The following is a 24,657-nucleotide window of genomic DNA, read 5'->3' as shown; positions in this document are numbered from 1 at the left end:
TTACAGACCCAGGTAGGTCTTGATCTCGAACGGGGTCACCTGGCTGCGATACTCCTCCCACTCGCGCCGCTTGTTGCGCAGGAAGAAATCGAACACGTGCTCGCCGAGGGCCTCGGCCACCAGCTCCGAGCGCTCCATCTCGCGCAGCGCGGTGTCGAGGCTGCTCGGCAGCTCCTTGTAGCCCATCGCCCTGCGCTCCGCCGAGGTCAGCGACCAGACGTCGTCCTCGGCCTCGGGCGGCAGCTCGTAGCCCTTCTCGATGCCACGGAGTCCGGCGGCGAGCAGCACCGCGAAGGTGAGATACGGGTTGCAGGCCGAGTCTGGGCTGCGGATCTCGACGCGGCGCGACGACGCCTTGTTCGGCGTGTACATCGGCACCCGGATCAGGGCCGAGCGGTTCGACGGTCCCCAGGACGCGGCGGTCGGGGCCTCGCCGCCGTGGATCAGCCGCTTGTAGGAGTTCACCCACTGGTTGGTCACCGCGCTGATCTCGTTGGCGTGCTCGAGGATGCCCGCGATGAACGCCTTGCCGGTGTCCGAGAGCTGCATCGGGTCATCCGGGTTGTGGAAGGCGTTGTTCTCGCCCTCGAACAGGCTCATGTGGGTGTGCATGGCCGACCCGGCCTGATCGCTGAACGGCTTGGGCATGAAGGTCGCGCGAACGCCCTCGTTGATCGCGACCTCCTTCACGATGTAGCGGAAGGTCATCACGTTGTCGGCCATCGACAGTGCGTCGGCGTAACGCAGGTCGATCTCCTGCTGCCCTGGCGCGGCCTCGTGATGGCTGAACTCGACCGAGATGCCCATCGACTCGAGCGCGTCGATGGCGTGCCTGCGGAAGTTCGGCGCCGAGTCGTGCACGGCCTGGTCGAAGTAGCCGCCGCTGTCCGCGGGCACCGGCGGGGTGCCGTCGACGGGGCCGTTCTCGAGCAGGAAGAACTCGATCTCGGGGTGCACGTAGCAGCTGAACCCGAGGTCGCTCGCCTTGCTCAGCTGTCGGCGCAGCACGTGGCGGGGGTCGGCCCACGACGGGGTCCCGTCCGGCATCGCGATGTCGCAGAACATGCGCGCCGAGTGCTGGGCGCCGTCCTTGTGCGCCCACGGCAGGATCTGGAACGTCGACGGATCCGGCTTGGCGACGGTGTCCGCCTCCGAGACCCGCGAGAAGCCCTCGATGGCCGAGCCGTCGAACCCGATGCCCTCGCTGAAGGCACCCTCGAGCTCGGCCGGGGCGATCGCCACCGACTTCAGGTAGCCGAGCACATCGGTGAACCACAGTCGGACAAAACGGATGTCGCGCTCTTCGAGGGTGCGGAGCACGAATTCCTTTTGGCGATCCATGTCCGCGAGAGTAGGCAAAGTCCGTTAAATCTGTGTTACATCGTGAAATCGGTTACTAACACGTGAGGTCGGGCTGGGGTTCGGTCAGCTCGGTGAGGTACTCGACGACGGGGTCGTCGACGCAGGAGACGCCGCTCATCGCGACGGTGTGCTGGGTCCCCCGGTACGTGATCAGCGAGGCCCCGAGCTGCTTGGCCAGCTCCACTCCGGCCTGGTACGGCGTGGCGGGATCCTCGGTCGTCGAGATCACGACGAGGGGCGGCAGGCCCGGCGCATCGATCGTGTGCGGGGCCCCCGAGCTGGGCACCGGCCAGAAGGCGCAGGTGTCCAGCGGGGCATTGCCCGTGCCGCGGCCGTCGTCGAGGAACGGGGCGGCCCGCCGGAACTCGGTGTCCGCCGCGCCGGCCTCGGCCCGATCGGTGACCGGCGGGTCGTCGACGCACCGAACCGCGTTGAACACGTCATCGATGTTGCTGTAACTGCCGTCCGCCTGGCGACCCTCGTACGTGTCGGCCAGCTGCAGGAGGGTGTCGCCGTGGCCGTCGGCCAGCGAGCTGAGCCCTCCGCGCAGCGCCCCCCACAGGTTCTGCGAGTACAGCGCCTGCTGGACCCCGGTGATCGCGTCCCGGTAGCCGAGGCCCCTTGGATCGGTGGTGTCCGCCGGCTTGTCCACCAGCGGATCGACCAGCTCCTGGAACCTCGCGGTGAACCGGGCCGGGTCGGTGCCGAGCGGGCAGTCGTCCGACGCCGCGCAGTCCGCCGCGAACGCGTCGAACGCCGTCTGGAAGCCGGCCGCCTGCAGCACCACCTCCTCGACCGGATCCTGGTTCGGGTCGAGCGCACCGTCGAGCACCATCGCGCGCACGTTCGCGGGGAACGTCTCGGCGTAGCTCGAGCCGAGCCGGGTGCCGTAGGAGTACCCGAGATAGCTGAGCTTCTCGTCGCCGAGCACCGACCGGATCACGTCCATGTCCCGAACCACCTCGCGGGTGCCGACGTGCTCGAGGAACTCGGCGCCGGTCCGCTCGGCGCACTTGCGCGCGTAGTCGGCGTTCTTCGCCTCGGTCCTGGCGATCCCCTCCGGGCTCATGTCCACGCCGGGATCCGCGCGCTTCTCGTCGTTCTCTGCGGGCGTCAGGCAGCGCACCTGCGGTGTCGACGCACCGATCCCGCGCGGGTCGAACCCGATCACGTCGAACCGTTCGCCCAACGCGGTGCCCGAGCCCTCGGTCGCCATCGACAAGCCGGAGGCGCCGGGACCGCCTGGGTTGACCAGCACGGAACCGATCTTCGAGCCGGTCGCCTGGCTCCGGGAGATCGCGATCTTGGCGGTGTCGCCCGACGGGTCCGCGTAGTCCACCGGCACGGTGATCTCGGCGCACTCGATCCTGCTGGACAGCGGCATCCCGTCGGTGCTGTAGCGCTCACAGGACTCCCACTGCGGGGTCTGCGTGTAGAACGCCTCCAAGCCCGCGGGCACCGTGCCCGCACCGGGACCGAAGTCGCCCGCAGCCCCGCCTGCGGGCTCACCCTTGGCGGCCCCGTCGACCACGCTCCCGCATCCGGCGGCCATGGCTGCGACGAGCGCTCCCACGGCCAGGGCGACAGGGACTCGGCGCGATATCGGCATGCCATCGATGGTGCCACGGGCCCCGAAACGGGCCGGTCCGCGCTCTTTCGGCAGGATCGACCCCGCATTCCGGGGCCGATCCTGCCGAACTGCGCGTCGGTTGGAACGCGAGGCGGTCCGGCCGACGTCCAAGACGACATGACTCCGATCGCCGTGCACGCCGTGATGGCAAACCAGGACGGCGTCATCACCCTGGGGCAGGCGCGGTCGGCGGGCATGAGCACGACAGCCGTCGACCGCCGGGTCAGCACCGGTCAGTGGCGTCGTCTGTACCGGGGCGTCTACCTACGGTCCGACCGGCAGCTCACTCGGGCGGCGCGGTTGCGCGCGTCGGTGTTCGCCGCCGGACCGGACGCCGTGGCGAGCGGAACCAGCGCGGCCTGGTGGCTCGGTCTCACCGACCGACCTCCCGCCGACGACCTGGTCACGATCCCCCGCGCCCGCGCCGTCAAGAACCGGGATCGGATCCGCATCCGGCGGCGCGACCTGCACTGGAGCGATATCGGCACAGTTCGCGGCCTGCGCATCACCGAGCTCCCGCTGACCGTCCTGGAGGCCGCCGTCGAGCTCCGGGACGGATCGGCATTGATGGACCGAGCGCTGCAACGGCACACGACCCTCGCGATCCTGGAGGCAGTGCACGAGCGAAACAGCGGACGGTTCGGCACCGCCGCGGCCACCCGGCTGCTCCGCTCGGCAGGCGAGGGCGGCGCGTCGGAAGCCGAGCGAATGCTGCTGCGGTTGCTGCGGGGCTCGGAACTGACCGGCTGGAGTACCCACGTCACCAGCTGTGGCTACGAGATCGATGTGGCGTTCGTACGCAGCCGCGTTGCGATCGAAGTGGACGGGTGGGCCTGGCACCGCGACGTGGCCCGGTTCAACAACGATGCCCGGCGACAGAACATCCTGGTCAACGCCGGCTGGCACGTGCTGCGCTTCACCTGGCACCAGCTTCGACACGACCCGGATTCCGTCCTGCAGCAGATCGTCTCGGCACTCGGCAGCCGCTCGTAACCAATGCGGGAAGGATCGGCCCCGGAATGCGGGGCCGATCCTTCCCACAATCGACCACGGCCGGTGTGACCAATTGCACGTCACCGCCTGTTCTCGGGGTGATCGGCCGGTGGCAGACTGAGCTACGTCATCACCCACAACCCGGGGACCCGCACTGGGCCTCGAGGCACGAAAGGGACACTGATGTCCGATAACACTGCGCCCTACGGTTCCGCGCCCGCTCAGCCGGCCGCCAAGCGAACCAAGATCCGCACCCATCACCTGCAGGCCATGAAGGCCGAGGGTGAGCGCTGGGCGATGCTCACCGCGTACGACTACTCGACCGCGCGGCTCTTCGAGGAGGCCGGCATCCCGGTACTCCTGGTCGGCGACTCCGCCGCCAACGTCGTGTACGGCTACGACACGACGGTGCCGATCACCATCGACGAGCTGATCCCCCTGGTCCGCGGCGTGGTCCGCGGCGCCCCGAACGCCCTCGTCGTCGCCGACCTGCCGTTCGGCAGCTACGAGTCCTCCCCCGAGCAGGCACTGGCCACCGCCACCCGGTTCATGAAGGAGGGCCAGGCACACGCGGTCAAGCTCGAGGGCGGCGAGCGCGTCGCCCCGCAGATCGCCGCGATCACCGCGGCGGGAATCCCGGTGATGGCGCACATCGGGTTCACCCCGCAGTCCGTGAACAGCCTCGGCGGCTTCCGCGTGCAGGGCCGCGGCGACGGCGCCGAGCAGCTCGTCGCCGACGCCATCGCCGTGCAGGAGGCCGGCGCGTTCTCCGTGGTCATGGAGATGGTGCCCGCCGAAATCGCCGGGCAGGTCACCAGGAAGCTGACGATCCCGACCGTCGGCATCGGCGCTGGCTCCGAGTGCGATGCCCAGGTGCTGGTCTGGCAGGACATGGCCGGGTACACCAGCGGCAAGACCGCCAAGTTCGTCAAGAAGTTCGCCGCCGTCGGCGACGACCTGCGCGGCGCGGCGGCCGCCTACGCCGCCGAGGTCCGGTCCGGCACCTTCCCCGCCGAGGAACACAGCTTCTGACGCCTGCTCCACGCGCGACGACGATCCGCCCTCTCGCGGGGCGGGTTGTCGTCGCGCGATGGCACACTCGATGACAACGGCGCGCGCGGTATCCCGCGCGCGCCACACACTTCACCGAAAGACAGGGTGCCTACATGTTCCATCGTCGTCTCGCGGCCGCCGTCGCCGGAGCCGCTGCTGTCGTTGCTCTCGCGAGCGGCTGCGCCACCGAGAACGCCCCTGCACCCGCCCCCGCGCCGAGCGGCGGCACGGGCACCCTGCCCGGCACCTCCGCCGCCCCGGCGCCGGGCGGCGTCGTCGCAGGCGGCGTCACCGAGGCGCAGGCCGCCCAGCTGTGCTCGGACATGCAGGCACAGCTGCAGAGCTGGCGCACCTACACCCCGACCATCGGCAAGGGCGGGCTGAACACGGTCGTCGGCACCTGGGCCGCCCAGAACGGCCTCAACGTCATCGAGCTGATGGGCAACAAGGCGCGGATCGACGCGATCACCCAGGCGCAGTGCCCGGATGTGCGCGCCGAGGCGATCGAATCGCTGCGGATCCCGGACCTGGCATCGGGCCTGATCGGGTTCTGACACCGATGCGGGACCTGTACCCCGAGATCGAGCCGCACCGCGCCGGGCACCTCGACGTCGGCGACGGGCAGCGCATCTACTGGGAGGTCAGCGGCAATCCCGACGGCAAGCCCGTCGTGTTCCTGCACGGCGGGCCCGGCGGCGGCACCACCGCGGACCACCGCCGGTTCTTCGACCCCGACGCCTACCGGATCGTGCTGTTCGATCAGCGCGGCTGCGGGCGTTCGACCCCGCACGTCGCCGACGGCGCGGACCTGTCGGTGAACACCACACAGCACCTCATCGCCGACATCGAGGCCCTGCGCACCCATCTCGGGGTGCAGCGCTGGCAGGTCTTCGGCGGTTCCTGGGGTTCGACGCTCGCATTGGCGTACGCGCAGGCCAACCCGGACCGGGTCACCGAGCTCGTGCTGCGCGGGGTGTTCCTGCTGCGCCGCAGCGAGATCGACTGGTACTACAACGGCGGCGCGAGCGCGATCTACCCCGACCTGTGGGAGGGCTTCCTCGCCCCGGTGCCCGAGGCCGAGCGCGGCGGCGACCTCGTCGAGGCGTACCACCGCCTGCTGCACTCCCCCGACGCCGACGTCGCGCTTGCTGCCGCCGTCGCCTGGTCCACCTGGGAGGGCGCCACCAGTTCGCTGCTGCCGAGGCCCGCGCGTGTCGAGGAGAGCGCAGAGCCGCGCTTCGCCCTGGCGTTCGCGCGGATCGAGAACCACTACTTCCGCAATCACGGATTCCTCGCGGAAGGCCAGTTGCTCCGGGACATCGCCGCGCTCGAGACGATCCCGGCGGTGATCGTGCAGGGCCGGTACGACGTGGTGTGCCCGACGACCAGCGCGTGGGCCCTGCACCGGGCCTGGCCGTCGGCCCGACTGGTGATCGTCGACGACGCCGGGCACGCCGCCAACGAGCCGGGGATCACCCATCACCTGGTCGAGGCGACCGACACCTTTCGCGGCTGACGCGCGCAACTCTCGACAGCGACGGACGCGGGCGGGTAGACCTGAGGTATGGGCAAGGGGCGCACATCGGACGGAACCACGGTCGTGCTGGCGGCGCTGCGCGAGCACGCCGACGAACTGGATGCGCACGCCGACGGGGTGCGCCGCGACGAGTTCGACTCCGTGCACCAGATGCGGGTGTCGGCGCGGCGCCTGCGCAGCGCGCTCGGCAGCTACCGGTCGCTGTTCCCGGACGGTGACACCGACGGCGTGCGGGCCGAACTCCGATGGCTGGGTACGGTTCTCGGCAACGCCAGGGACGCCGAGGTGATGGCCGAGCGGTTTCGCGAGCTCCTCGACGCGCAGCCTCCCGAACTGATCCGCGGGCCCGTCCGCCACCGCCTGATCGAGACCAACGAGCTCGCCTACCGCGACGCGCACACCGAGGCGGTCGCCACGCTCGACGGCCCGCGCTACGAGGCGCTCCTCGCCGCGCTGGACGCCCTGCTCGCGGCGGCCCCGCAGCGGCACGACGCGGTCCGGTCCGGGCTGCACCACGCCCGTCGCAGGGTGCGCAAGGCGGCGAGGAAGGCCGGACTCACCGCGGGAGGCACCGGCGAACCGACGCCGGAGCGCCTGCACACGGTCCGCAAGCGCGCCAAGGCGCTCCGGTACGCCGCGGAGGCCGCCGCATCCACCCGTCCCTCGCCCGTGCGGGCAGGCAAGGCGGCGAAGAAGCTGCAGACCGTGCTCGGCGATCACCACGATTCCGTGGTCGCACGGTCCCGGCTGCTGGCCGCGGCCGACCTGGCCCGCGGCGCGGGCGAGGACACCTTCACCTACGGCGTGCTGACAGCCGTCGAGGCCGACCGGGTTCGAGTCGCCGTGCCGCGGTCGCGAAAGCTGGTGCGCAAGATCAGGTCTGCGAGCCGGAAGCTGTAGCCGGGTAGCCGAACTTCACCGTCCGCTCGGCCACGTCGGCCTGAACCAGGCGGACCGACACCGCCTCGCCCTCCGGCGGATCGCCGAGGCACTTGCCGATGACCGTCGCCTGCGGCGCGAAGACCTCGGCCTCGCGCTTGCCGTCAACCCCGCGCAGCACCACCGCCTCGAACACCTCCCCCTCGCGGCCGGCGAGCAGGGTGGCCTCGGTGAGGTCCACACAGGCACGGTCGACCTTGTTGGCCAACGTGTCCGAGCCCCTCATCAGATCCGACAGGGAGGGCAGCGCCTCGCGAACCCATTGCGGCACCGGCGTTCCCGCGCAGACCGCCAGGCACACCTCGGTGCTGAACCGGTCCGAGAGGCGCCGCAGCGGAGCGGTGACGTGGGCGTACGGGGCGCCGATCCCGGAATGTGTGACCAGCTCGGGGACCTCGCCGTCGAACGCGGCATAGCCCGCTCCCCGTAGCAGGGAGGTCGCCTCGGTCATCATCACCAGCGTCGCTGGCGTGTTCGGCTCCAGCCCCGCGAGGAACTCGCCGACCGGGACCTGCGTCGGCCAGTCCATGCCGAGTGCGCTCGCGGCCTTGCGCAGGGCCGCGACCGCGCCAGCCGCCGGGGCAGGCAGCGTGCGCAGCAGTCCGATGCCCGCGTCGATCATCAGCTGTGCCGCGCACATCCCGGTCAGCAGCGACACCTCCGCGTTCCAGTCGTCGGCCTCGGTGCGTGGCTGCAGCTCGAGCCGCCAGCCGTCGCCGTCGCCGACCACCTCCTGCTCGGGCAGCTTGAGCTCGATCGCGCCGCGGTCGATCGCGGATGCGAGTCGCAGCTTGCCGAACTCGGGCAGCGCCGCGATCGAGGGATGCAACGATCCGGACTCCGAATCCGCCTGCACCCCCGCGTAATCGAACCGTGCGACCGATCGCACCAGGGCGCGCGTGACCTCGACGGAGACCGGCTCCGCCCGCTCGTCGAGCTCGATTCGCCAGAGGGCGGCAGGCCGCACCAGATCGGGCAGCAGGCTGACGGCACCCTCGGACATCACCCGCGGGTGCAGCGGCAGCGACCCGTCAGGCAGGTAGAAGGTCTGCCCGCGCCGCCGGACCTCCGCATCCAGGCCGCCGCCGGGGACCACGACGGCCCCGACGTCAGCGATCGCGTAGTGCAGGACGAACCCGGTTGGCGTGCGCTCGAGGTGCAGGGCCTGGTCGAGGTCCATGGACGTCGGCGGGTCGATGGTGACCAGCGCCAGGTCGGTGCGGTCCGCGCGCTCGGCCGCGAACCGGTCGACCGCGGACTCCGCCTCCGCGACGGCCCTCGGGGGAAAATCGGCGGTCAGCGAGAAGTCGGTCCGGATGGCACCGAAGTCGATCCCGCGGGCTGAGATACGCGTCATCACAACTGCCGAGAGTAATGGCTCGCGGCGACCACGCGGCCGACCGTCAGTTGTTCCAGTCGTCCTCGGCCTTGTCCGCGGCCTTGTTGCGCTCCGCGGCGATCTCCAACGCACGCTCGGCGGTCTGGCGATCGGGATAGGGGCCCATCCGGTCGAGCCCGCGGGCGTCCTTGCCCTGACGCACCGAACCGTCCGACACGCAGTAGTACCAGAGGTGCTCTTCGTCCTCGCTCATGTCTTCAGTGTGCCCGGTTCCCGCGACCCTCACCATCCGAACCGAAGACTCGAAATCTTTTCGGCCCGTTCGCTTGAGGACTGCACGCAAGCATGAGACTCTTACGCGCGGCAGGGTACGGCGTGTCACATCCACCGCACCCGTATCCAGGACTCGAGAGATTCCGCGCTGCTCCGCCTCAACCCGTATGAAATGGAGAATCACCCGCATGGCCCCCATGTCTTACCTGCTCTACGATGCCCTCCTCCCGCATCTCGGAGCCGAAGCCGCCACTCACTGGGCGACCACCCTGGTCGTCAACCCGGTCTAGGTCCGGCTTCACCGGCTATGCCCCCGCCGATTCGGTGGGGGCATAGCTGTATCCGTCGGCCACCGGGGTCTGCCCGCGCATCCCCGCCTGCTCTGCGAGCCTCCGGTTCAGGTCGGCGACCTCCGCGGTGAGCCGGTGGATCTCGTCGGTGGCGTGCTTCGTCCCGTCCTCCTGGGCCGCGGCGACCCGTTCGACGAACCAGGACGCCAGGGACGCGGTCACGACGCCGAGCAGCGCGACGCCGCCGAGCATCAGCCCGAACGCGATCAGGCGGCCCTCCGCAGTGGTCGGGTACCGATCCCCGTAGCCGACGGTGGTCACCGTCGTCACCCCCCACCAGAGCGCGTCCCCGAACCCGGTGATGTTCGCGTCCGGATTGGCACGTTCGGCGTCGAGGACCGCGAGGGCGGCGCAGAACACGAGCAGCCCGGCCCCGCCGACCACGTATGCGCCGACCCTGCCCCGGAACGATCCGGCCATGCTGCGGCTGAGTGCGGCCAACACCACCACCAGGCGCAGCGGACGGAGCACCGGGAGCAGCAGTGCCACCAGTTCGAAGAGGTTGGCCCTGATGAAGTCCCACTTCTCGCGTGCCCGCACGAGTCGGTCGCCGTAGTCGAGCGCGAAGGCGACCCACGTGACGATCATCGTGACGTCGCAGAGGAGCCGCATTCCCTGCGGAAGTCCCACCACCAGGATCGGGAGTGCGTAGGCCCCGAGGAAGACGAGCGAGGCGACAGTGAGGAAGGCGTCCCTCGACGACTTGAGCAGTGTCATCGGCAGAGAGTATCGACTCCCGACCCGCACCTTCTCGGTAAGTGGGCGGACGAGTTGGTCTGTAAGCCGGATCCTGTCCCCGGCGCCGAGGCGCCGGGTGGCGACCATCCATCTGGGCACACCGTTGCCGGGTACCTCGAGCGGTCCACCCGCAGGCTCGGGCGAGCAGCCCTCGAACACCTGCGCAGCCGCACCTTCGAGAAGGTGCGGCCTTCGACCTTGCTCCGGGCGGGGTTTACCTAGCCACCCCAGTCACCTGGGGTGCTGGTGCGCTCTTACCGCACCGTTTCACCCTCACCGACGCTCACGCGCCGGCGGTCTGTTTTCTGTGGCACTGTCCCGCGGGTCACCCCGGGTTGCCGTTAGCAACCGCCCTGCTCTGTGGAGTCCGGACTTTCCTCGGCCCTGGGCCTGCGCGCGCGAGCGCACGGTTCCCCGAGCCGCGGCCGCCCGACCAACTCGTCCGCCGCTACAGACTACTGCCTGCCGCGCTCGGCTCTGACACTCGAACGCTTGTTTGACCGGCGTCGACTGTCTACGGTCTAGCCATGGCCAGATACATCGCGTTGCTCCGGGGCGTCAACGTCGGCGGGATCAACATCAAGATGGCGGACCTCAAGGACGCGATCTCCGGACTCGGATTCGACGGCGTCAAGACCGTATTGGCCTCGGGCAACGTGCTTTTCGACTCCGACCGCACCGACCGGCAGGCGATCAAGTCCGATATCGAGGCCTGTCTGCGGGAGAGGTTCGGCTACGACGCCTGGATCGTGCTGGTGGATCATCCGACGCTGGCCGCGATCGTCGAGTCGTTCCCGTTCGAGGCCGACCGGGACGGGTGGCACCCGTACGTTCTGCTGTCCTCCGACCCGGCGTCGCTGGACGACATGTTCGCCGCCGCACAGTCTCTCGCGCTCGGCGACGAGTCCGTCGCACTCGGCGACGGCGTCCTGTACTGGCACGTCGAACGCGGCCAGACCCTGCAGAGCCCGTTCGGAAAGCTCAGCGCCAAGGCCAAGTACAAGTCGACGACGACCAACCGGAACCTGCGCACCCTGCGCAAGCTGCTGTGACGGTCGGCTGAGGTACTCACCGAATGGTCTGGCTGGTCGGCGCCCTCGTCGCCCTGGTGCTGGCCGCCGCGATCATCCGACCGCACGGACTACCCGAAGTCGCCGTCGCCGCTCCTGCCGCCCTGATCGTGGTCGGCCTCGGGGCGGTGACCCCGACAGAGGCCCTCGAGGAGGTGCGTGCGCTCGGGCCGACCGTGGCGTTCCTCGCCGCGATCCTCGTGCTCGCCCACCTCGCGGACGCGAACGGCGTGTTCACCTGGACCGCGTCGGTCCTGCGGCGCGGCAGCCGAGGTCGCCCGAAGCGGCTGCTGGGACTGGCGTTCGCCGCCTGCGCGATTACCACCGCGGTGCTGAGCCTGGATGCCACGGTGGTGCTGTTGACGCCCGCGATCCTGGCGACCGCGACCAGGATGGGCGTCTCGCCGCGCCCGGTGAACTACGCCGCGGCGCACCTGGCCAACTCGGCGTCGACGCTGTTACCGGTCTCGAACCTGACGAACCTGCTGGCCTTCTCGGCGACGGGCCTCGGCTTCCTCCACTTCGCCTCCCTGATGGCCCTGCCGTGGTTCGTCGCGATCGCCGTGGAGTTCGTGGTGTTCCGGCTCTTCTTCGCGCGCGACCTCGCCGCGCCGCCCCAACCGGCCCCGCCCTCGACGCCGGGCCGGCTCGCGCCGCCGCCGCGCTGGGCGCTGACGGTCCTCGGCCTGACCCTGCTCGGCTTCGCGCTGTCCGGAATCATCGGGGTGGCCCCGGTGTGGATCGCGGTCGCGGGCGTTGCCCTCCTCGGGCTGCCCGCTCTGAAGGAGGGGCGCACCAGGCCACGGTCGATGCTCGCCGCGGCGGATCCCTACTTCGCAGTGTTCGTCCTCGCGCTTGGGATCCTGGTCGCTCCCCTGACCACCGGGGAGGTCGGCGATTGGGTGGGCGGACTGCTGCCGCATTCGGAATCGTTCACCGCACTGCTGGTGACAGCGTCCATCGCCGCGATCGCCGCGAACCTGGTCAACAACCTGCCGGCCACACTCCTGATGATCGGCGCCCTGGGGCCGGGCGCACCGACCGGACTGCTGCTGGCGATGCTGATCGGGGTGAACCTCGGGCCGAACCTCACCTACACCGGGTCCCTGGCGACGCTGCTGTGGCGCCGGGTCGGGACCCGCTGTGGTCAGCCGCCTTCGCTGAACACCTTCACGATGCTCGGCCTGATCAGCACTCCCCCGACCATCGTCGGCGCCGTCGCCGCGCTGTGGCTGGCGCTCTGACACTGACGAAGGACTCGCGTCGGGTCAGCAGGCGGCGAACTCGGCCATCTCGGCCTTCCAGGCGTCACGGGTGACGTGGTTGACGGCGATGGGCCTGCCGATGACGTCTTCGAGGACATCGATCTGGGCGGCGAAGGTGACGGATTCGGCACCGGAGAGGGTGTACGCGCGACCCGCGAGGCCGGGATCGGTGAGCACGGCCAGCGCGGCCTCGGCGACGTCCGCCTCGTGGATCGGGTCGTTGTGGGCGCCGGGGTACGGCAGGCTCACCGGACTGCCGGACCTGATGGGCCACGCCCAGGACTGCGCATTGCCCGCGAACGCGCCGGGGCGGAGCAGCGTCGCGCGGATCGGCGACGCCAGCAGGGCGTTCTCGACGTCGAGGTGAGACCTGGCCATGATGTCGGCTGCGGCATCCGGCGCGAGGACGGACGACGAGGACAGCAGCACGATGTGCTCGACACCCGCCGCCGTCGCCGCGGCGATGAAGGCATCGATCTGTTGAGCCGCGGCGTAGAGAGATCACCTCGGCCTGCACCCCACCGACCTGCAGTGCGTCGCGCTGCTCGATGTCGAGCCGGGGCCGGTGAGCACCGGCGAGATCGCCAGGCTGACCGGGCTGGCTCGGGATCGGCGACCCGCCTTGTCGACCGCATGGCCAAGGCAGGACTCGTGGAACGCCACGCCGATCCGCAGGACCGGAGGAAGTCACTGGTCACGCTCGCCCCCGAGGCCAGGGCGCGGATCGGCGCGGCATGGGACGTGCCGGGGAAGGCCTTCGGCGCGGTGCTGGAGACCTACCGCGACGAGGAGCTGGCGGTCATCGCGGACTGCCTCGAGCGGGCGGGGGCCGTCGGGCGGGCACAGGCGGAACGCCTCGCGGGCCCGGACGCGTCCTGACACGGTCCCCCGAGATCACGAAGCGCCCCGCCTCCACACCAGGGAGACGGGGCGCTTCGCTCAGATGCGATCCGGTGGGTCCGGTCAGACGGTCGCGGGGACCTTCTCCGCGGACGGCGGCAGATCGGGGTCCTCTTCGGCGAACGGATCACCGTTGCGGGGCGCGTTGTAGAGCTCCTCGTCGAGGATCCCCTCCCGCTTGGCGACGATGGTCGGGACCAGCGCCTGCCCGGTGACGTTGAGCGCGGTGCGGCCCATGTCGACGATCGGCTCGACGGCCAGCAACAGTCCGACGCCGGCAAGCGGCAGACCAAGGGTGGACAGGGTCAGCGTGAGCATCACGGTGGCACCGGTGGTGCCCGCGGTGGCGGCCGAACCGATCACCGAGACCACGACGATCAGCAGGTAGTCCGTCAGGCTCAGGTCGACGCCGTAGAACTGGGCCACGAAGATCGCGGCGATGGCCGGGTAGATGGCGGCGCAGCCGTCCATCTTGGTGGTCGCGCCGAGCGGCACCGCGAACGACGCGTACTCGCGCGGCACGCCGAGGTTGCGCTCGGTGACCCGCTCGGTCAGCGGCAGGGTGCCGATCGAGGACCGGGACACGAACCCGAGCTGGGTGGCAGGCCACACGCCCGAGAAGAACTGCTTGACCGAGAGTCCGTGCACGCGAACGAGAATCGGGTACACGACGAAGAAGACGATGGCCAGGCCGATGTAGACGGCCAACGTGAACACACCCAGCTGACCGATCGCGTCCCACCCGTAGGTGGCCACGGCCTTCGCGATCAGCGCGGCGGTCCCGATCGGGGCGAGCCGGATGATCCACCAGAGCACCTTCTGCACGATCGCGAGGAGCGAGGCGTTCAGCGCCAGGAACGGCTCGGCCTTCTTCCCCACCTTGAGCGCCGCGATCCCGACCGCGATCGCGATGACCAGCAACTGCAGGACGTTGAAGCTCAGCGAGGTGGTCGCGGCGCCCGCGTCGGTGACCGTCGTCTTCGCACCGAGCGCGAGGAAGTTCTGCGGCACCAGGCCGGTGACGAACGCCCACCAGGAGCCGGAGCCCTTCGGCACCCCGGCATCGTCGGGATTGACCGAGGTGTTCGAGCCGGGCTGGGTGATCAGCCCGACCGCGATGCCGATGAGCACCGCGATGAACGCGGTGATCGCGAACCACAGCAGGGTCTGGACGGCGAGACGGGCGGCGTTGGCCACCTGGCGGAGATTGGCGATGGAGCTGACGATCGCCGTGAAGACCAGCGGGATCACCGCGACGGTCAGCAGCGCGACGTAACTCGAGCCGATGGTGGTGACCGTGCCGGTCAGCCAGTTCGCGCTGCCGCCGTCCGCCTTGGGCATCGAACGGGCCAGCAGGCCGATGAGGACGCCTGCGATCAGGCCGGCGACGATCTGCGGTCCGAAGGAGGTTGCCCAACCGGGCAGACGCCTGGTGCGGGTGAGGGTGGGGGCCGACATGTGACGGACCTTTCGTGAAGGGTGCGCAGCTGAAGGCACGCTCGTTCCAGCGTGGGTGCGCGAGGAGTGCTGACGGGGGCCAGACCCGGGACAAACGTCGACCGGGTGACACAAGCGGATGGGTCAGCGCGTACAGACAGCGCTCGCCTGCAGACAGTTGTCGACATACCGTCGACTGGTCAGCAGCGAGTTCACCCGGAGCATGTTACCCCCGCTAAGAAACGCGCCACGCGCCCGTGCGCGATTTGTACCCCGATTGGGGTACAGATCACTCACGGGCGGCGCAGCCGCACTACAGGTGCGAGGTGTCGTTGGCCAGGCGCACCGAGGCGCCGCCGTCGGGGTAGAACTCCGCGATGGACAGCGAGGCCAGGTCCAGATGCAGCCGGTAGAGCAGGGACGGCCCGACGTCCAATGCCATCTGCAGCAGGGTCTTGATGGGCGTGACGTGCGAGACCAGCAGCAGGTTCGCGCCGGGGAACTCGGCCACCAGCTCGTCGCGCACCCGCTCGATGCGCGCTCGCACCTCGTCGAAGCTCTCGCCGCCGGGCGGCCGGACGGAGGTGTCGGAGATCCACCGACGGTGCAGCTCCGGGTCGCGCGCTGACGCCTCCCCGAAGGTCAGTCCCTCCCAGTCACCGAAATCCGTCTCGATCAGACCCTCGTGGACCCGGACCGGCAGGGCGAGCTCGGCGGCCACCGCCTCGGCGGTCTGTCGCGCGCGTCCCAGCGGCGACGTCAGGACCGCCGTGATGCCGCCGCGCTCGCCGATCCGCTTCGCGGCCGCGCGGGCCTGCGTCAGACCGAGGTCGGTCAGCTCGGGATTGCCGCGGCCGGAGTAGCGGCGCTCGACCGACAGCGCGGTCTGCCCGTGGCGCAGCAGCAGCATCCTGGTCGGCTTGCCGAGCGCGCCCGTCCATCCCGGCGACACCGGGGCGGGCGCCTGCTTCTCGGTTTCCGCCGCGGAGGCGGGGGCCGTCAGGTTCGTCGGCCGGCCGTCCATGGCCTCGTTCGCGAGCCCGTCGGCGTGCGAGTTCTCGGCCCGGGGGATCCAGGTGTAGTCCACCCGGTCGAAACCGGCGGCCAGCTCGCCCGCCTGCCTGGCGAGCGGCTTCATGTCCGGGTGCTTGACCTGCCAGCGCCCGGACATCTGCTCGACGACCAGCTTCGAGTCCATCCGCACCGACACCGAACGGGCGCCGAGCTCGGCGGCCGCGGTCAGCCCGGCGATCAGCCCCCGGTACTCGGCGACGTTGTTGGTCGCGATACCGATGGATTCGCCCCGTTCGGCCAGCACCCGGTCGTGGTCGGAGTCGAACACGACCGCGCCGTAGCCGGCAGGCCCCGGGTTCCCGCGCGACCCGCCGTCGGCCTCGACGAAAACATGTCCGGGCCCGGAGCTCCCGGACTGGGTCACAGCCCGGATTCCTTGGTACGCACCATGATCGCGTTGCACTCGGGGCAGCGGATCAGCGTCTCGGGGTCGGCCTTCGCGATGCGGGAGATCTCGCCGCGGTCGATCTCGATCCGGCAGGCGCCACACCGGCGGGCCTGCAGCAGCGCGGCACCGGGGCCGCCTGCCGACCGCTGACGGTCGTAGATGGCGAGCAGGTCGGCCGGGAACTCCGGCTCGAGCGCGGCCCGATCGGCGACGCACCGCTGCTCGGCCGCGTCGAGGTCGGCGGCGGCGTCGTCGCGGCGACGGGAGGCGTCGATCAGGGCGTCGTCGATCTGGCTCAGCTGCGCGCCCGCGTGCTCGTAGTCGGACTGGGAGGCCTCGCGGCGCTCCATCACCTCGAGCAGCTCGTCCTCGAGGATCGACTGCCTGCGCTCGAGGCTGCCGAGCTCGTGCTCCAGCTCGGTGAGCTGCTTGGCCCCGACGGTGCCGCTCTGGAGCAGCTTCCTGTCGCGCTCCTCGCGCTGACGGACGGCGTCCACCTCACCCTCGAGCTTCTTGATGTCCCGATCCAGGTCGTCGAGGACGATCTCCACCGCGACCGCGGCGTCCTTGCGCGCCACGCGGTCGGACTCGAGGCGCTGCACCTCTTCCTGCTCGGGCAGCGTCCGGCGGCGGTGCGCGATCCTGGCCAGCTCGGTATCCACCGCGGCGAGGTCGAGCAACTTGGCCTGAATCCGGGGTTCGACGTTCACGCGGGCGGGCTCCTGCTTGTGCTGAGTGGGGATATTGGCCCCGCTACCGTACCGCTCTGCGGGCCGCCGACAGTACAGCTGCGCAGGGTCACCGCGCCCGCGCGACGAATACCTCGATTCCGTCGAGGACGCATCGCAGCCCGAGCTCGAGCCCGTCCCCGTCCCCCGGCTCGAATGCGCCGCCGTCGATGGCGTCGATCAGCGCGGGATAGTCGTCCCGGCGCCGATCGACGATCGACGAGACCGAACCGAGCCACTCCCCGCGCCACAGCTCGGCCGTCGCCTCGGGCAACGACGCCTGACCGGCGACGCCTCGCACATGCCCGAGGAGCAGCAGGAACAGTTGGTGGACATCGCGGTGCGCCAACCCGGTCTCGGCGAACGCGCGCAGCGCGGAGTCCATCCAGCCGAGCTGATTCGGACCCATCACCCCCTCGTCACCGGTCGACGCGAGCACCCAGGGGCGCCGCACGAACAGGCGGTGGAGCTCGCGCGCCCACGCCTCCAACCGCGGCCGCCAGCCGTCCTCGATGTCGCCGAGGTCGGGCGGCGGACCGATCGCCTCGTCCAGCATCAGCGTGAGCAGCGTCGCCTTGTCCGGGACGTAGCGGTACAGCGATGTCGTGGTGAACCCGAACTCGGCGGCCACTCGCTGCAGCGACACCGCATCGAGCCCACCCGCATCGGCGATGGCGACGGCGGCCGCGACCACCTCCCGGACGCTCAGGCTCGGGCGCCGTCCCCGGCGCGCGGGTTCCTCGTCTCGCCACAGCAGCTCGAATGCCCTGGTCATCTGCTCTCCTCCGTTGTCGCCGCGGCCCGCGATTGACCGCAAATCGAAACTGTGTATAACCTACACTCAATCGTGAACGGCATTCACAGTGAATGCGATTCACACTTACTATATGGAGGCACCCATGATCGAGTCGACAACGGCACGCAGCGGCAACGTCCTCATCTCCGGGGCCGGCCTGGCCGGCCCAGCCCTGGCGTTCTGGCTGCACCGATTCGGTTTCTCCGCCACCGTCGTCGAGCGCGCACCGGGACTGCGCGAGGGCGGCCAGGCTGTCGACTTCCGTGGCGCGGCACACCTGCAGATGCTGACCCGGATGGGCCTGCTCGACGAGATCCGCGAACTCCGCACGCCCGGCGGCCGGCTGAACGTCATCGACGCCGACGGCCGGACGCTCGCCAGCCTGCCCCCCGAGTTCACCGGCGGCGACGTCGAGATCCAGCGCGGCGACCTCGCCCAGCTCCTGTTCGACAAGACCGAGGCCTACACCGAGTACGTCTTCGGCGACTCGATCACCGGACTGACCGACACCGACGAGGGCGTGCACGTCACCTTCGAACACGGCGCACCGCGCACCTTCGACCTGGTGATCGGCGCCGACGGCCTGCACTCCAACGTCCGCAAGCTGACCTTCGGTGACGAGTCCCGGTTCCTCACCCAGTCCGGCTACTACGTCGCTATCTTCAACGCGCCCAACACGATCGACCTCGGCGACGACACCGTCCTCTACAACGAGCCGGGCGTCGGCGTGATGGCGTACGGCACCAGGAGCGGCGACGAGTGCGAGGTCATGTGCCTGTTCGAGTCGGCCCCCATCGACTACGACCACCGCGACATCGACCAGCAGAAGCGGATACTCGCCGACGTCATGGCCGGCGTCGGCTGGCGGACGCAGACCCTGATGCGCGAGCTCGAGTCCGCGACGAGCTTCTACTTCGACTCGATCAGCGTGGTCGAGATGGACCGCTACAGCCAGGGCCGGATCGCCCTGATCGGCGACGCCGGCTACGGCGCCACCTGCGGCGGGATGGGTGCAGGCATGTCGCTGATCAGCGCCTACGTGCTGGCCGCCGAGCTGGCCGCCGCGGACGGCGACCACCGCGCCGCGTTCGCGCGGTACGAGGAGCAGATCCGCGGCTACGCGACGGCCTGCCAGAAGGTCGCCAAGGGCGCCGGTCCCTTCCTCGCCCCGCCGACCGCGAAGAAGCTCGGCCAGCGCAACCGGATGTACAAGGTGCTGACCTTCGGCCCGCTGAGCGGGCTGCTGGCCTGGATCTCCACCCGGGCGGCGAACGCCATCGACGTCAGCCGCTACGAGAGCGTGCCCGAGCGGGTGCGGGCGACGAGCTAGCCGCCGGTAGGGATTTGGGAGACGTGCCCTAGCAGCCGCCCAGCGTCCACGGGTCGGTGCGGACCGCGGACACGGCGCTCGCCCAGCCGGGGGTCCCGGCGAACCGGGCGTCGAGCACTCCCCTGGCCTGCACGCACCAGGGGAACTCGCTGGCCCAGTGCGCGACGTCGACCAGCGCGGGGCCGCCCGCGCGCAGGTGCTCGTCCGCTGGGTGATGACGCAGGTCGGCCGTCACGTAGGCGTCCACACCGCGGGCGGCGGCGACGCCGAGCAGCGAGTCGCCGGACCCGCCGCACACCGCCACCGTCCGCACCTGCGCGTCCGGGTCTCCCGCCGCGCGCACGCCCCAGGTGGTCTCGGGCAGCGCGGCCCGCACCCGGGCGGTGAACTGGCGCAACGTCTCCGGCGCCGCGAGCTCACCGATCCGGCCGATGCCCCGCGGCGACCCGGTGTCCGCCAGCTCGAGGACGTCGAAGGCCGGCTCCTCGTAGGGGTGGGCGTCGCGCAGCGCGCCGAGCACCCGGCGTCGCAGCGACCGCCTGGCCACCACCTCCACCCGGTCCTCGGCGACCCGCTCGAGCCGGCCGACCTCGCCCAGCGCCGGGTTCGCGGTCGCGCCCGGCAGGAACTGTCCGGTGCCGGTGACCGTCCAGCTGCAGTCGCGGTAGTCCCCGACCTCGCCCGCGCCGGCGGCGAAGAGCGCCCCGCGCACGGCGTCGGTGTCCGTCGTCGGGACCATCACCACCCACTTGTCGAGCGGCTCGGCCGGCGCCGGGTCCAGCGGGCCCGTGACCGTCAGGCCAAGGGCCAGCGCCAGCGCGTCGGACACCCCGGGATCCGCGGAGTCGGCGTTGGTGTGCGCGGTGTACAGCGCGCACCCGGACCGGATCAGCCGGTGTACCAGCGCACCCTTCGGGGTGTGCGCGCCGACGGTGTCCACCCCTCGTAGCAGCAGCGGATGGTGCACGAGCAGCAGTTGCGCGTCCCAGGCCAATGCCTCCTCGACCACCGACTCGGTGGCGTCGACGGCGATCAGCACCCGGCTGACCTCGTCGGCGGGGTCGCCGCACACCAGGCCGACGGAGTCCCAACTCTCGGCCAGCGCGGGCGGATAGGCCTGCTCCAGCGCGTCGATCACCTCGGCCAGCCGAACAGCCATCACAGCACCTCTCTCATCGCGTCGACCAACACCAGCGCCTGGGCGGAGTCCCGGACCGCGACCCGCAGGTGGTCGGGGCCGAGGCCGGGGAAGGTGTCACATCGGCGCACCGCGATCCCCTTGTCCCGCAGCCGCGCTCGCACCGCCTCGCCGTCCGGCACCCGCAGCAGCAGGAACGGCCCCCGCGCCGGACCGTGCACGGCGACGCCCGCCTCGGTCAGCATCGCGACCATCTCCGCGCGCTCGGCCTCGATCACGTCCGCCTCGCGGCGCGCCCACGCGACGGCGGCCGGCTCGCTGCACGCCCGGATCGCCTCCACCTGCAGGCTGCCGAGCGGCCAGTGCGCCCGCCCGACCTGCAGGCGTGCCAACAACTCCGGTGGACCGAGCACGTACCCGCACCGCAGCCCCGCCAGCGCGAACGTCTTGGTCAGGCTGCGCAGAACCAGCACGTCGGGCAGGGACAGCCCCGCCAGCGACTCCGGCTCGCCCGGCACGGCGTCCCCGAACGCCTCGTCGACGACCAGGATCCGGCCGGGCCTGCGCATCGCCAGGATGTCCGCGGCGGGGTGCAGCACCGAGGTCGGGTTGGTCGGGTTGCCGATCACCACCAGGTCCGCGTCCTCGGGGACAGCGGCCGGATCGAGCCGGTACGGCTCGTCCAGCATCACCGTCGTGACCGCGACTCCCGCCTCCCGCAGCGCCCACTCGGGCTCGGTGAACGAGGGGTGGATCAGCGCCGCCCGCGCGGGCGCGAGCCGCGGCAGCATGGCGAACCCCTCGGCGCCGCCCGAGAGCAGCAGCACCTCGTCGCGGCGGCGGCCGTGCCGCGCTGCGACCTGGTCCCGCGCGGCCTCCTCCGCGGCGACCTCCGGGTATCGGCCCAGCGTTCCCAGCGCCTCGACCAGGCGTCGGCGCAGCCAGTCGGGCGGCCCGTCGCCGCGCACGTTGACGGCGAAGTCGAGCAGTCCGGGTTCGGCGTCGATGTCGCCGTGATGCCGCAGGTCGGTCCACTGCGGGGAGCGGGTGTCCACGAGGGGAGTTTATGGCGGTCGCGTCGCCGGGCAGGACAACGGGCAGGATGGTGGGCGTGAGCCCCACCGTGACACTCTTCGACCTCGACGGCACCCTCACCGATTCGGCGCCGGGCATCGTGGCCGGCTTCCGGCACGCGCTGGCCGCGGTCGGCGCCCCCGAACCCGACGGCGCCCTGCTGGACCGGATCGTCGGGCCGCCGATGGTGGACACCCTGCGCTCGCTCGGGCTCGACGAGGAGACCACCCAGCGCGCCTTCGCCAGCTACCTCGAGCGCTACGACGAGGTCGGCTGGGCGGAGAACGCGGTGTTCGACGGCATCGGCGACCTGCTCGCCACCGCCGCGGGCCGCGGGTCCCGGCTGGCGGTCGCGACGTCCAAGTCGGAACGGTTCGCGCGCCGGATCCTCGAACACTTCGCGCTCGCCGAGCACTTCGAGGTCATCGCCGGAGCCTCCGACGACACCTCGCGGCGCGCGAAGGTCGACGTGATCGAGCACGCGCTCCGCGGACTCGGCATCGAACCGATCGACGCGCGCAGCGGCGGCACCCCCGACGTGGTGATGGTCGGCGACCGCGAACACGACGTGCACGGCGCCGCGCACTGGGGCATCCCGACGGTGTTCGTCGGCTGGGGCTACGGCTCCGCCGCGGAGGCCGAGGGCGCCCGATGGTCGGTTGACACCGTCGACGAGCTCGGGAGGGTCCTCCATGCCGGCTGAGGCGAGCGCGGCGACGGGGAATGTCGCCGACCTCCCACTGCACATCACCTTCGTCTGCACCGGCAACATCTGCCGGTCCCCGATGGCCGAGAAGATCCTGCTCGGACACCTGCGCGAGGCTGGCCTCGACGGGCGGGTCCGGGTGTCGAGCGCGGGCACCGGCGACTGGCACGTCGGGCACGAGGCCGACGACCGCACCAACGCGGTGCTGCGCGGACACGGCTACCCCACCGGGCACCGGGCGGCGCAGGTCGACCGCGACCATCTCGACGCCGACCTGGTGGTCGCGCTCGACACCGGCCACGACCGCGCGCTGGCGCATCTCGGGGTGCCAACGGAGCGGCGTCGTCTGCTGCGGAGCTTCGATCCCGACGCGGACGGCGACTCGGTGCCGGACCCGTACTACGGCGACCGCGCCGACTTCGAGCTCGTGCGCGAGCAGATCGAGGCCGCCGTGCCCGGACTGCTGCAGTGGGTACGCGAGCAGCGCTGAATCGGACACCGGTCGACCGGGCTGGTCGGCGCGGCAAGTACCGTGGAACCGTGCGAAGGCTGAAGTTTCTGCTGCGTCCGGGCTGGTTGGCGCTGGCCGCCGTCGTCGCCGGGTTCGCCTTCATGTGCTTCACCGTGCTCGCCCCGTGGCAGCTCGGGAAGAACACCGACACCGAGCACCGCAATCGGCTGATCGAGGAGTCGAGCAACGCCGAGCCGGTGCCCGTCGAGTCGATCCTGCCCGAGTCGGGACCGCTGGACCGGGACGACGAGTGGCGCCAGGTGACCCTGACCGGCAGCTACCTGCCCGGCAGCGACGTCCTGATCCGGCTGCGCTCGATCGAGGATTCGCCCGCCTACGAGGTCATCACCCCGCTGCGGTTGACCGACGGCCGGATCGTCCTGGTCAACCGCGGGTATGCCCGCCCGGAGCAGGGCGCCGTGCCGCCGTCGTTCGCACCCGCGCCAACCGACCAGGTGACCGTCACCGCGCGGGCGCGGGTCTCGGAGGGCACCGTGCCGGGCAAGGACCCGATCCGGGAGAACGGCTACGAGCAGGTCTACTTCATCGACGCGGGCCAGATCGGTGCCACGCTCGGCCTCGAGCCCGTCGACGCCTACTTCCAGCTCGCCCCCGACCAGCCGGGCGGTCTGAAGCCGATCCCGCTGCCCCAGCTCGATGCGGGCCCGTACCTGTCGTACGGGCTGCAGTGGCTGGCGTTCGGGATCATGGCCCCGCTCGGGCTGATCTACTTCGCGCGCGCCGAGATCCGCGAGCGCCGCCGCTCCCGCGCCGCAGAGCCGGCGGCGGCCCCCGCCACCCCTGCGCCCGCCGCCGAACCCGCAGGCGCCACCGACGACATCACGCTGCCGCGGCGCCGGTTCGGTCGCTCAGCGCAGCCCGAGCCCGCGGCACTGACCGCGACGGAGGCGAAGCTCGCCGATCGCTACGGCAAGCGCCGCTGACCCGAGCGCGGCGCCGATCTGCACCGCCGAGGAGAGCCGCACCACCCGCCGCAGGTCCGCGGTGGCAGGCGGCGGACCGTCGCCGAGCGTCGGCCGCTCCTCGACGCCGTGCGGATACTCGGTGCGACCGCCGAGCCGCACCCCCAGCGCGCCGGCCATCGACGCCTCGGCGACACCGGCATTGGGGCTGGGATGCGCCGCCGCGTCCCGCCGCCACGCCGCCGCCGCGGCGGCGGGCGATCCGCCCACGGCCGGCGCGGTGAGCACGGCGAGCAGCCCGGTCACGCGGGCGGGCACCAGATTCACCAGGTCGTCGAGCCGGGCCGCCGCCCAGCCGAAGCGCAGGTACCGGTCCGAGCGGTAGCCGATCATCGCGTCGAGGGTGTTGATCGCCCGGTAGCCGAGCGCACCAGGGGCCCCCGCGACGGCCGCCCAGAACAGCGGCCCGACGGTGGCATCGGAGGTGTTCTCGGCGACCGATTCGACGGTGGCCCTTGTCAGGCCCTCGGCGTCGAGGGAGTTCGGGTCGCGCCCGCACAGCGACGGGATGAGCGCGCGGGCCGCGGCGAGGTCGCCGCCCTCGACGCGCGCGGCCATCTCGGCGCCGACGCGGACCAGGGAGGTGCCGCCGAGCGCGGTCCAGGTCGCGGCCGCGGTGATCGCGGTCTCCCCCGCCCAGCCCAGCCCGCGCCCGAATCGCACGGCGACCAGGGTCACGCCCGTGACCGCACCGACCAGGACTGCGGTGTGCACGGTGCCCGCCGCGCGCCGATCGGCGTACGTGCGCCGTTCGAGGAGCGCCGCGGTCTGACCGAACCCGGCCACAGGGTGCCACCGCACGGGGTCGGCCACGGCCCGATCCGCCGCGTACCCGAGCAGGATCCCGGCCGCCCTCGCCGTCGCGCGACCGCTGAAGTTCACGCCGGTATTTCTATCAACCGGCATCGGGTTCGCCCCCCGGCGGCCCCGGCGGCCGATCCGGGTCGGCCTCGGGGTCCGAGTCATACCCGGGGATGATGCGGGGCCACCCGGAATCCGGCGACGGTCCGATGACTCGGACACCCCGCATCGGCGACGGTGGA

Annotated in this window: 25 protein-coding genes and 1 other RNA gene; 12 read left to right on the top strand and 14 right to left on the bottom strand. The window is 71.1% G+C overall.

Features of this window, described 5'->3' with window-relative positions; genetic code table 11:
- Together RM1_RS22195 and RM1_RS22190 are read right to left on the bottom strand one after the other, a co-directional pair.
- Positions 1-1,341 (bottom strand): glutamine synthetase family protein, encoded by a 1,341-nt coding sequence (locus tag RM1_RS22195; RefSeq protein ID WP_027500039.1) that lies wholly within the window; start codon positions 1,339-1,341, stop codon positions 1-3.
- A 55-nt stretch (positions 1,342-1,396) separates the two neighbouring features.
- Positions 1,397-2,971 carry an alpha/beta hydrolase gene (locus tag RM1_RS22190; protein ID WP_072753820.1) on the bottom strand — a complete coding sequence of 525 codons (1,575 nt, stop codon included), beginning with the start codon at positions 2,969-2,971 and terminating at the stop codon, positions 1,397-1,399.
- 138 nt (positions 2,972-3,109) lie between these two features.
- Between RM1_RS22190 and RM1_RS22185 the strand changes: the two genes are divergently transcribed.
- The 5 genes from RM1_RS22185 to RM1_RS22165 all read left to right on the top strand — a co-directional run bounded on the left by RM1_RS22185 (position 3,110) and on the right by RM1_RS22165 (position 7,475).
- Positions 3,110-3,985, top strand: coding sequence for a type IV toxin-antitoxin system AbiEi family antitoxin domain-containing protein (locus tag RM1_RS22185; RefSeq protein WP_072753819.1), 876 nt, complete (start codon positions 3,110-3,112; stop codon positions 3,983-3,985).
- Positions 3,986-4,168: 183 nt separating this feature from the next.
- Complete coding sequence (gene panB / locus RM1_RS22180) at positions 4,169-5,017, top strand: 3-methyl-2-oxobutanoate hydroxymethyltransferase (RefSeq protein WP_072753818.1); 849 nt, start codon at positions 4,169-4,171, stop codon at positions 5,015-5,017.
- A gap of 134 nt (positions 5,018-5,151) precedes the next feature.
- Positions 5,152-5,592 carry a hypothetical protein gene (locus RM1_RS22175; protein WP_072753817.1) on the top strand — a complete coding sequence of 147 codons (441 nt, stop codon included), beginning with the start codon at positions 5,152-5,154 and terminating at the stop codon, positions 5,590-5,592.
- Positions 5,593-5,597: 5 nt separating this feature from the next.
- The gene (pip, locus tag RM1_RS22170) at positions 5,598-6,554 is read left to right on the top strand and encodes a prolyl aminopeptidase (RefSeq protein WP_072753816.1); all 957 of its coding nucleotides are present in this window, start codon (positions 5,598-5,600) and stop codon (positions 6,552-6,554) included.
- A 48-nt stretch (positions 6,555-6,602) separates the two neighbouring features.
- Positions 6,603-7,475 carry a CHAD domain-containing protein gene (locus RM1_RS22165; protein ID WP_072753815.1) on the top strand — a complete coding sequence of 291 codons (873 nt, stop codon included), beginning with the start codon at positions 6,603-6,605 and terminating at the stop codon, positions 7,473-7,475.
- Here the strand turns inward: RM1_RS22165 and RM1_RS22160 are convergent.
- The 4 genes from RM1_RS22160 to rnpB form a co-directional block, all read right to left on the bottom strand.
- Positions 7,450-8,871: an RNB domain-containing ribonuclease gene (locus tag RM1_RS22160; RefSeq protein WP_072753814.1), complete on the bottom strand. Its 1,422-nt coding sequence runs from the start codon at positions 8,869-8,871 to the stop codon at positions 7,450-7,452. The genes RM1_RS22165 and RM1_RS22160 overlap by 26 nt on opposite strands.
- Before the next feature lie 46 nt (positions 8,872-8,917).
- Positions 8,918-9,106 (bottom strand): hypothetical protein, encoded by a 189-nt coding sequence (locus tag RM1_RS22155; RefSeq protein WP_072753813.1) that lies wholly within the window; start codon positions 9,104-9,106, stop codon positions 8,918-8,920.
- 325 nt (positions 9,107-9,431) lie between these two features.
- Complete coding sequence (locus tag RM1_RS22150) at positions 9,432-10,193, bottom strand: potassium channel family protein (protein WP_072753812.1); 762 nt, start codon at positions 10,191-10,193, stop codon at positions 9,432-9,434.
- A 46-nt stretch (positions 10,194-10,239) separates the two neighbouring features.
- An RNA gene (rnpB, locus tag RM1_RS22145) (RNase P RNA component class A) lies at positions 10,240-10,655 on the bottom strand.
- 86 nt (positions 10,656-10,741) lie between these two features.
- On the opposite strand from rnpB, the gene RM1_RS22140 reads away from it, so the two are divergent.
- Both RM1_RS22140 and RM1_RS22135 read left to right on the top strand, forming a co-directional pair.
- Positions 10,742-11,266, top strand: coding sequence for a DUF1697 domain-containing protein (locus tag RM1_RS22140; protein WP_072753811.1), 525 nt, complete (start codon positions 10,742-10,744; stop codon positions 11,264-11,266).
- Positions 11,267-11,289: 23 nt separating this feature from the next.
- Positions 11,290-12,528 (top strand): SLC13 family permease, encoded by a 1,239-nt coding sequence (locus RM1_RS22135; RefSeq protein WP_072753810.1) that lies wholly within the window; start codon positions 11,290-11,292, stop codon positions 12,526-12,528.
- 24 nt (positions 12,529-12,552) lie between these two features.
- Here RM1_RS22135 and RM1_RS22130 read toward each other — a convergent pair whose 3' ends face one another.
- Positions 12,553-13,026, bottom strand: a complete 474-nt coding sequence (locus RM1_RS22130; protein WP_083576898.1) for an SDR family oxidoreductase — start codon at positions 13,024-13,026, stop codon at positions 12,553-12,555.
- Here RM1_RS22130 and RM1_RS27250 point away from each other — a divergent pair.
- Positions 12,913-13,428, top strand: coding sequence for a MarR family winged helix-turn-helix transcriptional regulator (locus tag RM1_RS27250; RefSeq protein ID WP_439958210.1), 516 nt, complete (start codon positions 12,913-12,915; stop codon positions 13,426-13,428). The two genes, RM1_RS22130 and RM1_RS27250, sit on opposite strands and share 114 nt — an antisense overlap.
- An 84-nt stretch (positions 13,429-13,512) precedes the next feature.
- On the opposite strand, the gene RM1_RS22120 is transcribed toward RM1_RS27250, so the two are convergent.
- The 4 genes from RM1_RS22120 to RM1_RS22105 form a co-directional block, all read right to left on the bottom strand.
- Positions 13,513-14,907, bottom strand: a complete 1,395-nt coding sequence (locus RM1_RS22120; RefSeq protein ID WP_072753807.1) for a dicarboxylate/amino acid:cation symporter — start codon at positions 14,905-14,907, stop codon at positions 13,513-13,515.
- Positions 14,908-15,199: 292 nt separating this feature from the next.
- Positions 15,200-16,324 (bottom strand): bifunctional RNase H/acid phosphatase, encoded by a 1,125-nt coding sequence (locus RM1_RS22115; RefSeq protein ID WP_072753806.1) that lies wholly within the window; start codon positions 16,322-16,324, stop codon positions 15,200-15,202.
- Positions 16,321-17,058, bottom strand: coding sequence for a zinc ribbon domain-containing protein (locus tag RM1_RS22110; protein ID WP_027500025.1), 738 nt, complete (start codon positions 17,056-17,058; stop codon positions 16,321-16,323). Before RM1_RS22110 ends, RM1_RS22115 begins: the two co-directional genes overlap by 4 nt.
- Positions 17,059-17,146: 88 nt before the next feature.
- Positions 17,147-17,851, bottom strand: coding sequence for a TetR/AcrR family transcriptional regulator C-terminal domain-containing protein (locus tag RM1_RS22105; RefSeq protein ID WP_072753805.1), 705 nt, complete (start codon positions 17,849-17,851; stop codon positions 17,147-17,149).
- Between the two features lie 124 nt (positions 17,852-17,975).
- Here RM1_RS22105 and RM1_RS22100 point away from each other — a divergent pair, with 124 nt between their 5' ends.
- Positions 17,976-19,202 carry an FAD-dependent monooxygenase gene (locus RM1_RS22100; protein ID WP_072753804.1) on the top strand — a complete coding sequence of 409 codons (1,227 nt, stop codon included), beginning with the start codon at positions 17,976-17,978 and terminating at the stop codon, positions 19,200-19,202.
- Between the two features lie 28 nt (positions 19,203-19,230).
- On the opposite strand, the gene RM1_RS22095 is transcribed toward RM1_RS22100, so the two are convergent.
- Positions 19,231-20,361, bottom strand: a complete 1,131-nt coding sequence (locus tag RM1_RS22095; RefSeq protein WP_072753803.1) for a Nif3-like dinuclear metal center hexameric protein — start codon at positions 20,359-20,361, stop codon at positions 19,231-19,233.
- Positions 20,361-21,395 carry an Rv2231c family histidinol phosphate aminotransferase CobC gene (gene cobC, locus RM1_RS22090; RefSeq protein WP_072753802.1) on the bottom strand — a complete coding sequence of 345 codons (1,035 nt, stop codon included), beginning with the start codon at positions 21,393-21,395 and terminating at the stop codon, positions 20,361-20,363. The genes RM1_RS22095 and cobC overlap by 1 nt, the downstream gene beginning before the upstream one ends.
- A gap of 47 nt (positions 21,396-21,442) precedes the next feature.
- Between cobC and RM1_RS22085 the strand changes: the two genes are divergently transcribed.
- The 3 genes from RM1_RS22085 to RM1_RS22075 are packed head-to-tail and all read left to right on the top strand — an operon-like array spanning position 21,443 to position 23,575.
- A complete protein-coding gene (locus RM1_RS22085; RefSeq protein WP_072753833.1) occupies positions 21,443-22,117 on the top strand; it encodes an HAD hydrolase-like protein in 675 nt (224 codons plus the stop codon).
- Positions 22,107-22,610, top strand: coding sequence for a low molecular weight protein-tyrosine-phosphatase (locus RM1_RS22080; protein WP_072753801.1), 504 nt, complete (start codon positions 22,107-22,109; stop codon positions 22,608-22,610). Before RM1_RS22085 ends, RM1_RS22080 begins: the two co-directional genes overlap by 11 nt.
- 50 nt (positions 22,611-22,660) lie before the next feature.
- Positions 22,661-23,575: an SURF1 family cytochrome oxidase biogenesis protein gene (locus RM1_RS22075; protein WP_072753800.1), complete on the top strand. Its 915-nt coding sequence runs from the start codon at positions 22,661-22,663 to the stop codon at positions 23,573-23,575.
- Here RM1_RS22075 and RM1_RS22070 read toward each other — a convergent pair.
- Positions 23,501-24,520: a cobalamin biosynthesis protein gene (locus RM1_RS22070; RefSeq protein WP_072753799.1), complete on the bottom strand. Its 1,020-nt coding sequence runs from the start codon at positions 24,518-24,520 to the stop codon at positions 23,501-23,503. The two genes, RM1_RS22075 and RM1_RS22070, sit on opposite strands and share 75 nt — an antisense overlap.
- Positions 24,521-24,657: the final 137 nt, after the last annotated feature.

This window comes from Rhodococcus maanshanensis NBRC 100610 (assembly GCF_001894865.1).
GTDB classification, from domain to species: domain Bacteria; phylum Actinomycetota; class Actinomycetes; order Mycobacteriales; family Mycobacteriaceae; genus Rhodococcus_G; species Rhodococcus_G maanshanensis.
Note: the sequence above shows the minus strand (reverse complement) of the source record. Positions and strands in the feature narration are given on the sequence as shown.

Bases quoted from the DNA above. Each gene is read 5' to 3' on its own strand.
- RM1_RS22080 (WP_072753801.1), top strand. From the start codon at position 22,107: ATGCCGGCTGAGGCGAGCGCGGCGACGGGGAATGTCGCCGACCTCCCA.
- RM1_RS22140 (WP_072753811.1), top strand. From the start codon at position 10,742: ATGGCCAGATACATCGCGTTGCTCCGGGGCGTCAACGTCGGCGGGATC.
- RM1_RS22095 (WP_072753803.1), bottom strand. From the start codon at position 20,361: ATGGCTGTTCGGCTGGCCGAGGTGATCGACGCGCTGGAGCAGGCCTAT.
- RM1_RS22105 (WP_072753805.1), bottom strand. From the start codon at position 17,851: ATGACCAGGGCATTCGAGCTGCTGTGGCGAGACGAGGAACCCGCGCGC.
- pip (WP_072753816.1), top strand. From the start codon at position 5,598: ATGCGGGACCTGTACCCCGAGATCGAGCCGCACCGCGCCGGGCACCTC.
- RM1_RS22185 (WP_072753819.1), top strand. From the start codon at position 3,110: ATGACTCCGATCGCCGTGCACGCCGTGATGGCAAACCAGGACGGCGTC.
- RM1_RS22085 (WP_072753833.1), top strand. From the start codon at position 21,443: ATGGTGGGCGTGAGCCCCACCGTGACACTCTTCGACCTCGACGGCACC.
- RM1_RS22165 (WP_072753815.1), top strand. From the start codon at position 6,603: ATGGGCAAGGGGCGCACATCGGACGGAACCACGGTCGTGCTGGCGGCG.
- RM1_RS22070 (WP_072753799.1), bottom strand. From the start codon at position 24,520: ATGCCGGTTGATAGAAATACCGGCGTGAACTTCAGCGGTCGCGCGACG.
- RM1_RS22190 (WP_072753820.1), bottom strand. From the start codon at position 2,971: ATGCCGATATCGCGCCGAGTCCCTGTCGCCCTGGCCGTGGGAGCGCTC.
- RM1_RS22155 (WP_072753813.1), bottom strand. From the start codon at position 9,106: ATGAGCGAGGACGAAGAGCACCTCTGGTACTACTGCGTGTCGGACGGT.
- RM1_RS22150 (WP_072753812.1), bottom strand. From the start codon at position 10,193: ATGACACTGCTCAAGTCGTCGAGGGACGCCTTCCTCACTGTCGCCTCG.
- RM1_RS22175 (WP_072753817.1), top strand. From the start codon at position 5,152: ATGTTCCATCGTCGTCTCGCGGCCGCCGTCGCCGGAGCCGCTGCTGTC.
- panB (WP_072753818.1), top strand. From the start codon at position 4,169: ATGTCCGATAACACTGCGCCCTACGGTTCCGCGCCCGCTCAGCCGGCC.
- RM1_RS22135 (WP_072753810.1), top strand. From the start codon at position 11,290: ATGGTCTGGCTGGTCGGCGCCCTCGTCGCCCTGGTGCTGGCCGCCGCG.
- RM1_RS22120 (WP_072753807.1), bottom strand. From the start codon at position 14,907: ATGTCGGCCCCCACCCTCACCCGCACCAGGCGTCTGCCCGGTTGGGCA.
- RM1_RS22160 (WP_072753814.1), bottom strand. From the start codon at position 8,871: ATGACGCGTATCTCAGCCCGCGGGATCGACTTCGGTGCCATCCGGACC.
- RM1_RS22195 (WP_027500039.1), bottom strand. From the start codon at position 1,341: ATGGATCGCCAAAAGGAATTCGTGCTCCGCACCCTCGAAGAGCGCGAC.
- RM1_RS22100 (WP_072753804.1), top strand. From the start codon at position 17,976: ATGATCGAGTCGACAACGGCACGCAGCGGCAACGTCCTCATCTCCGGG.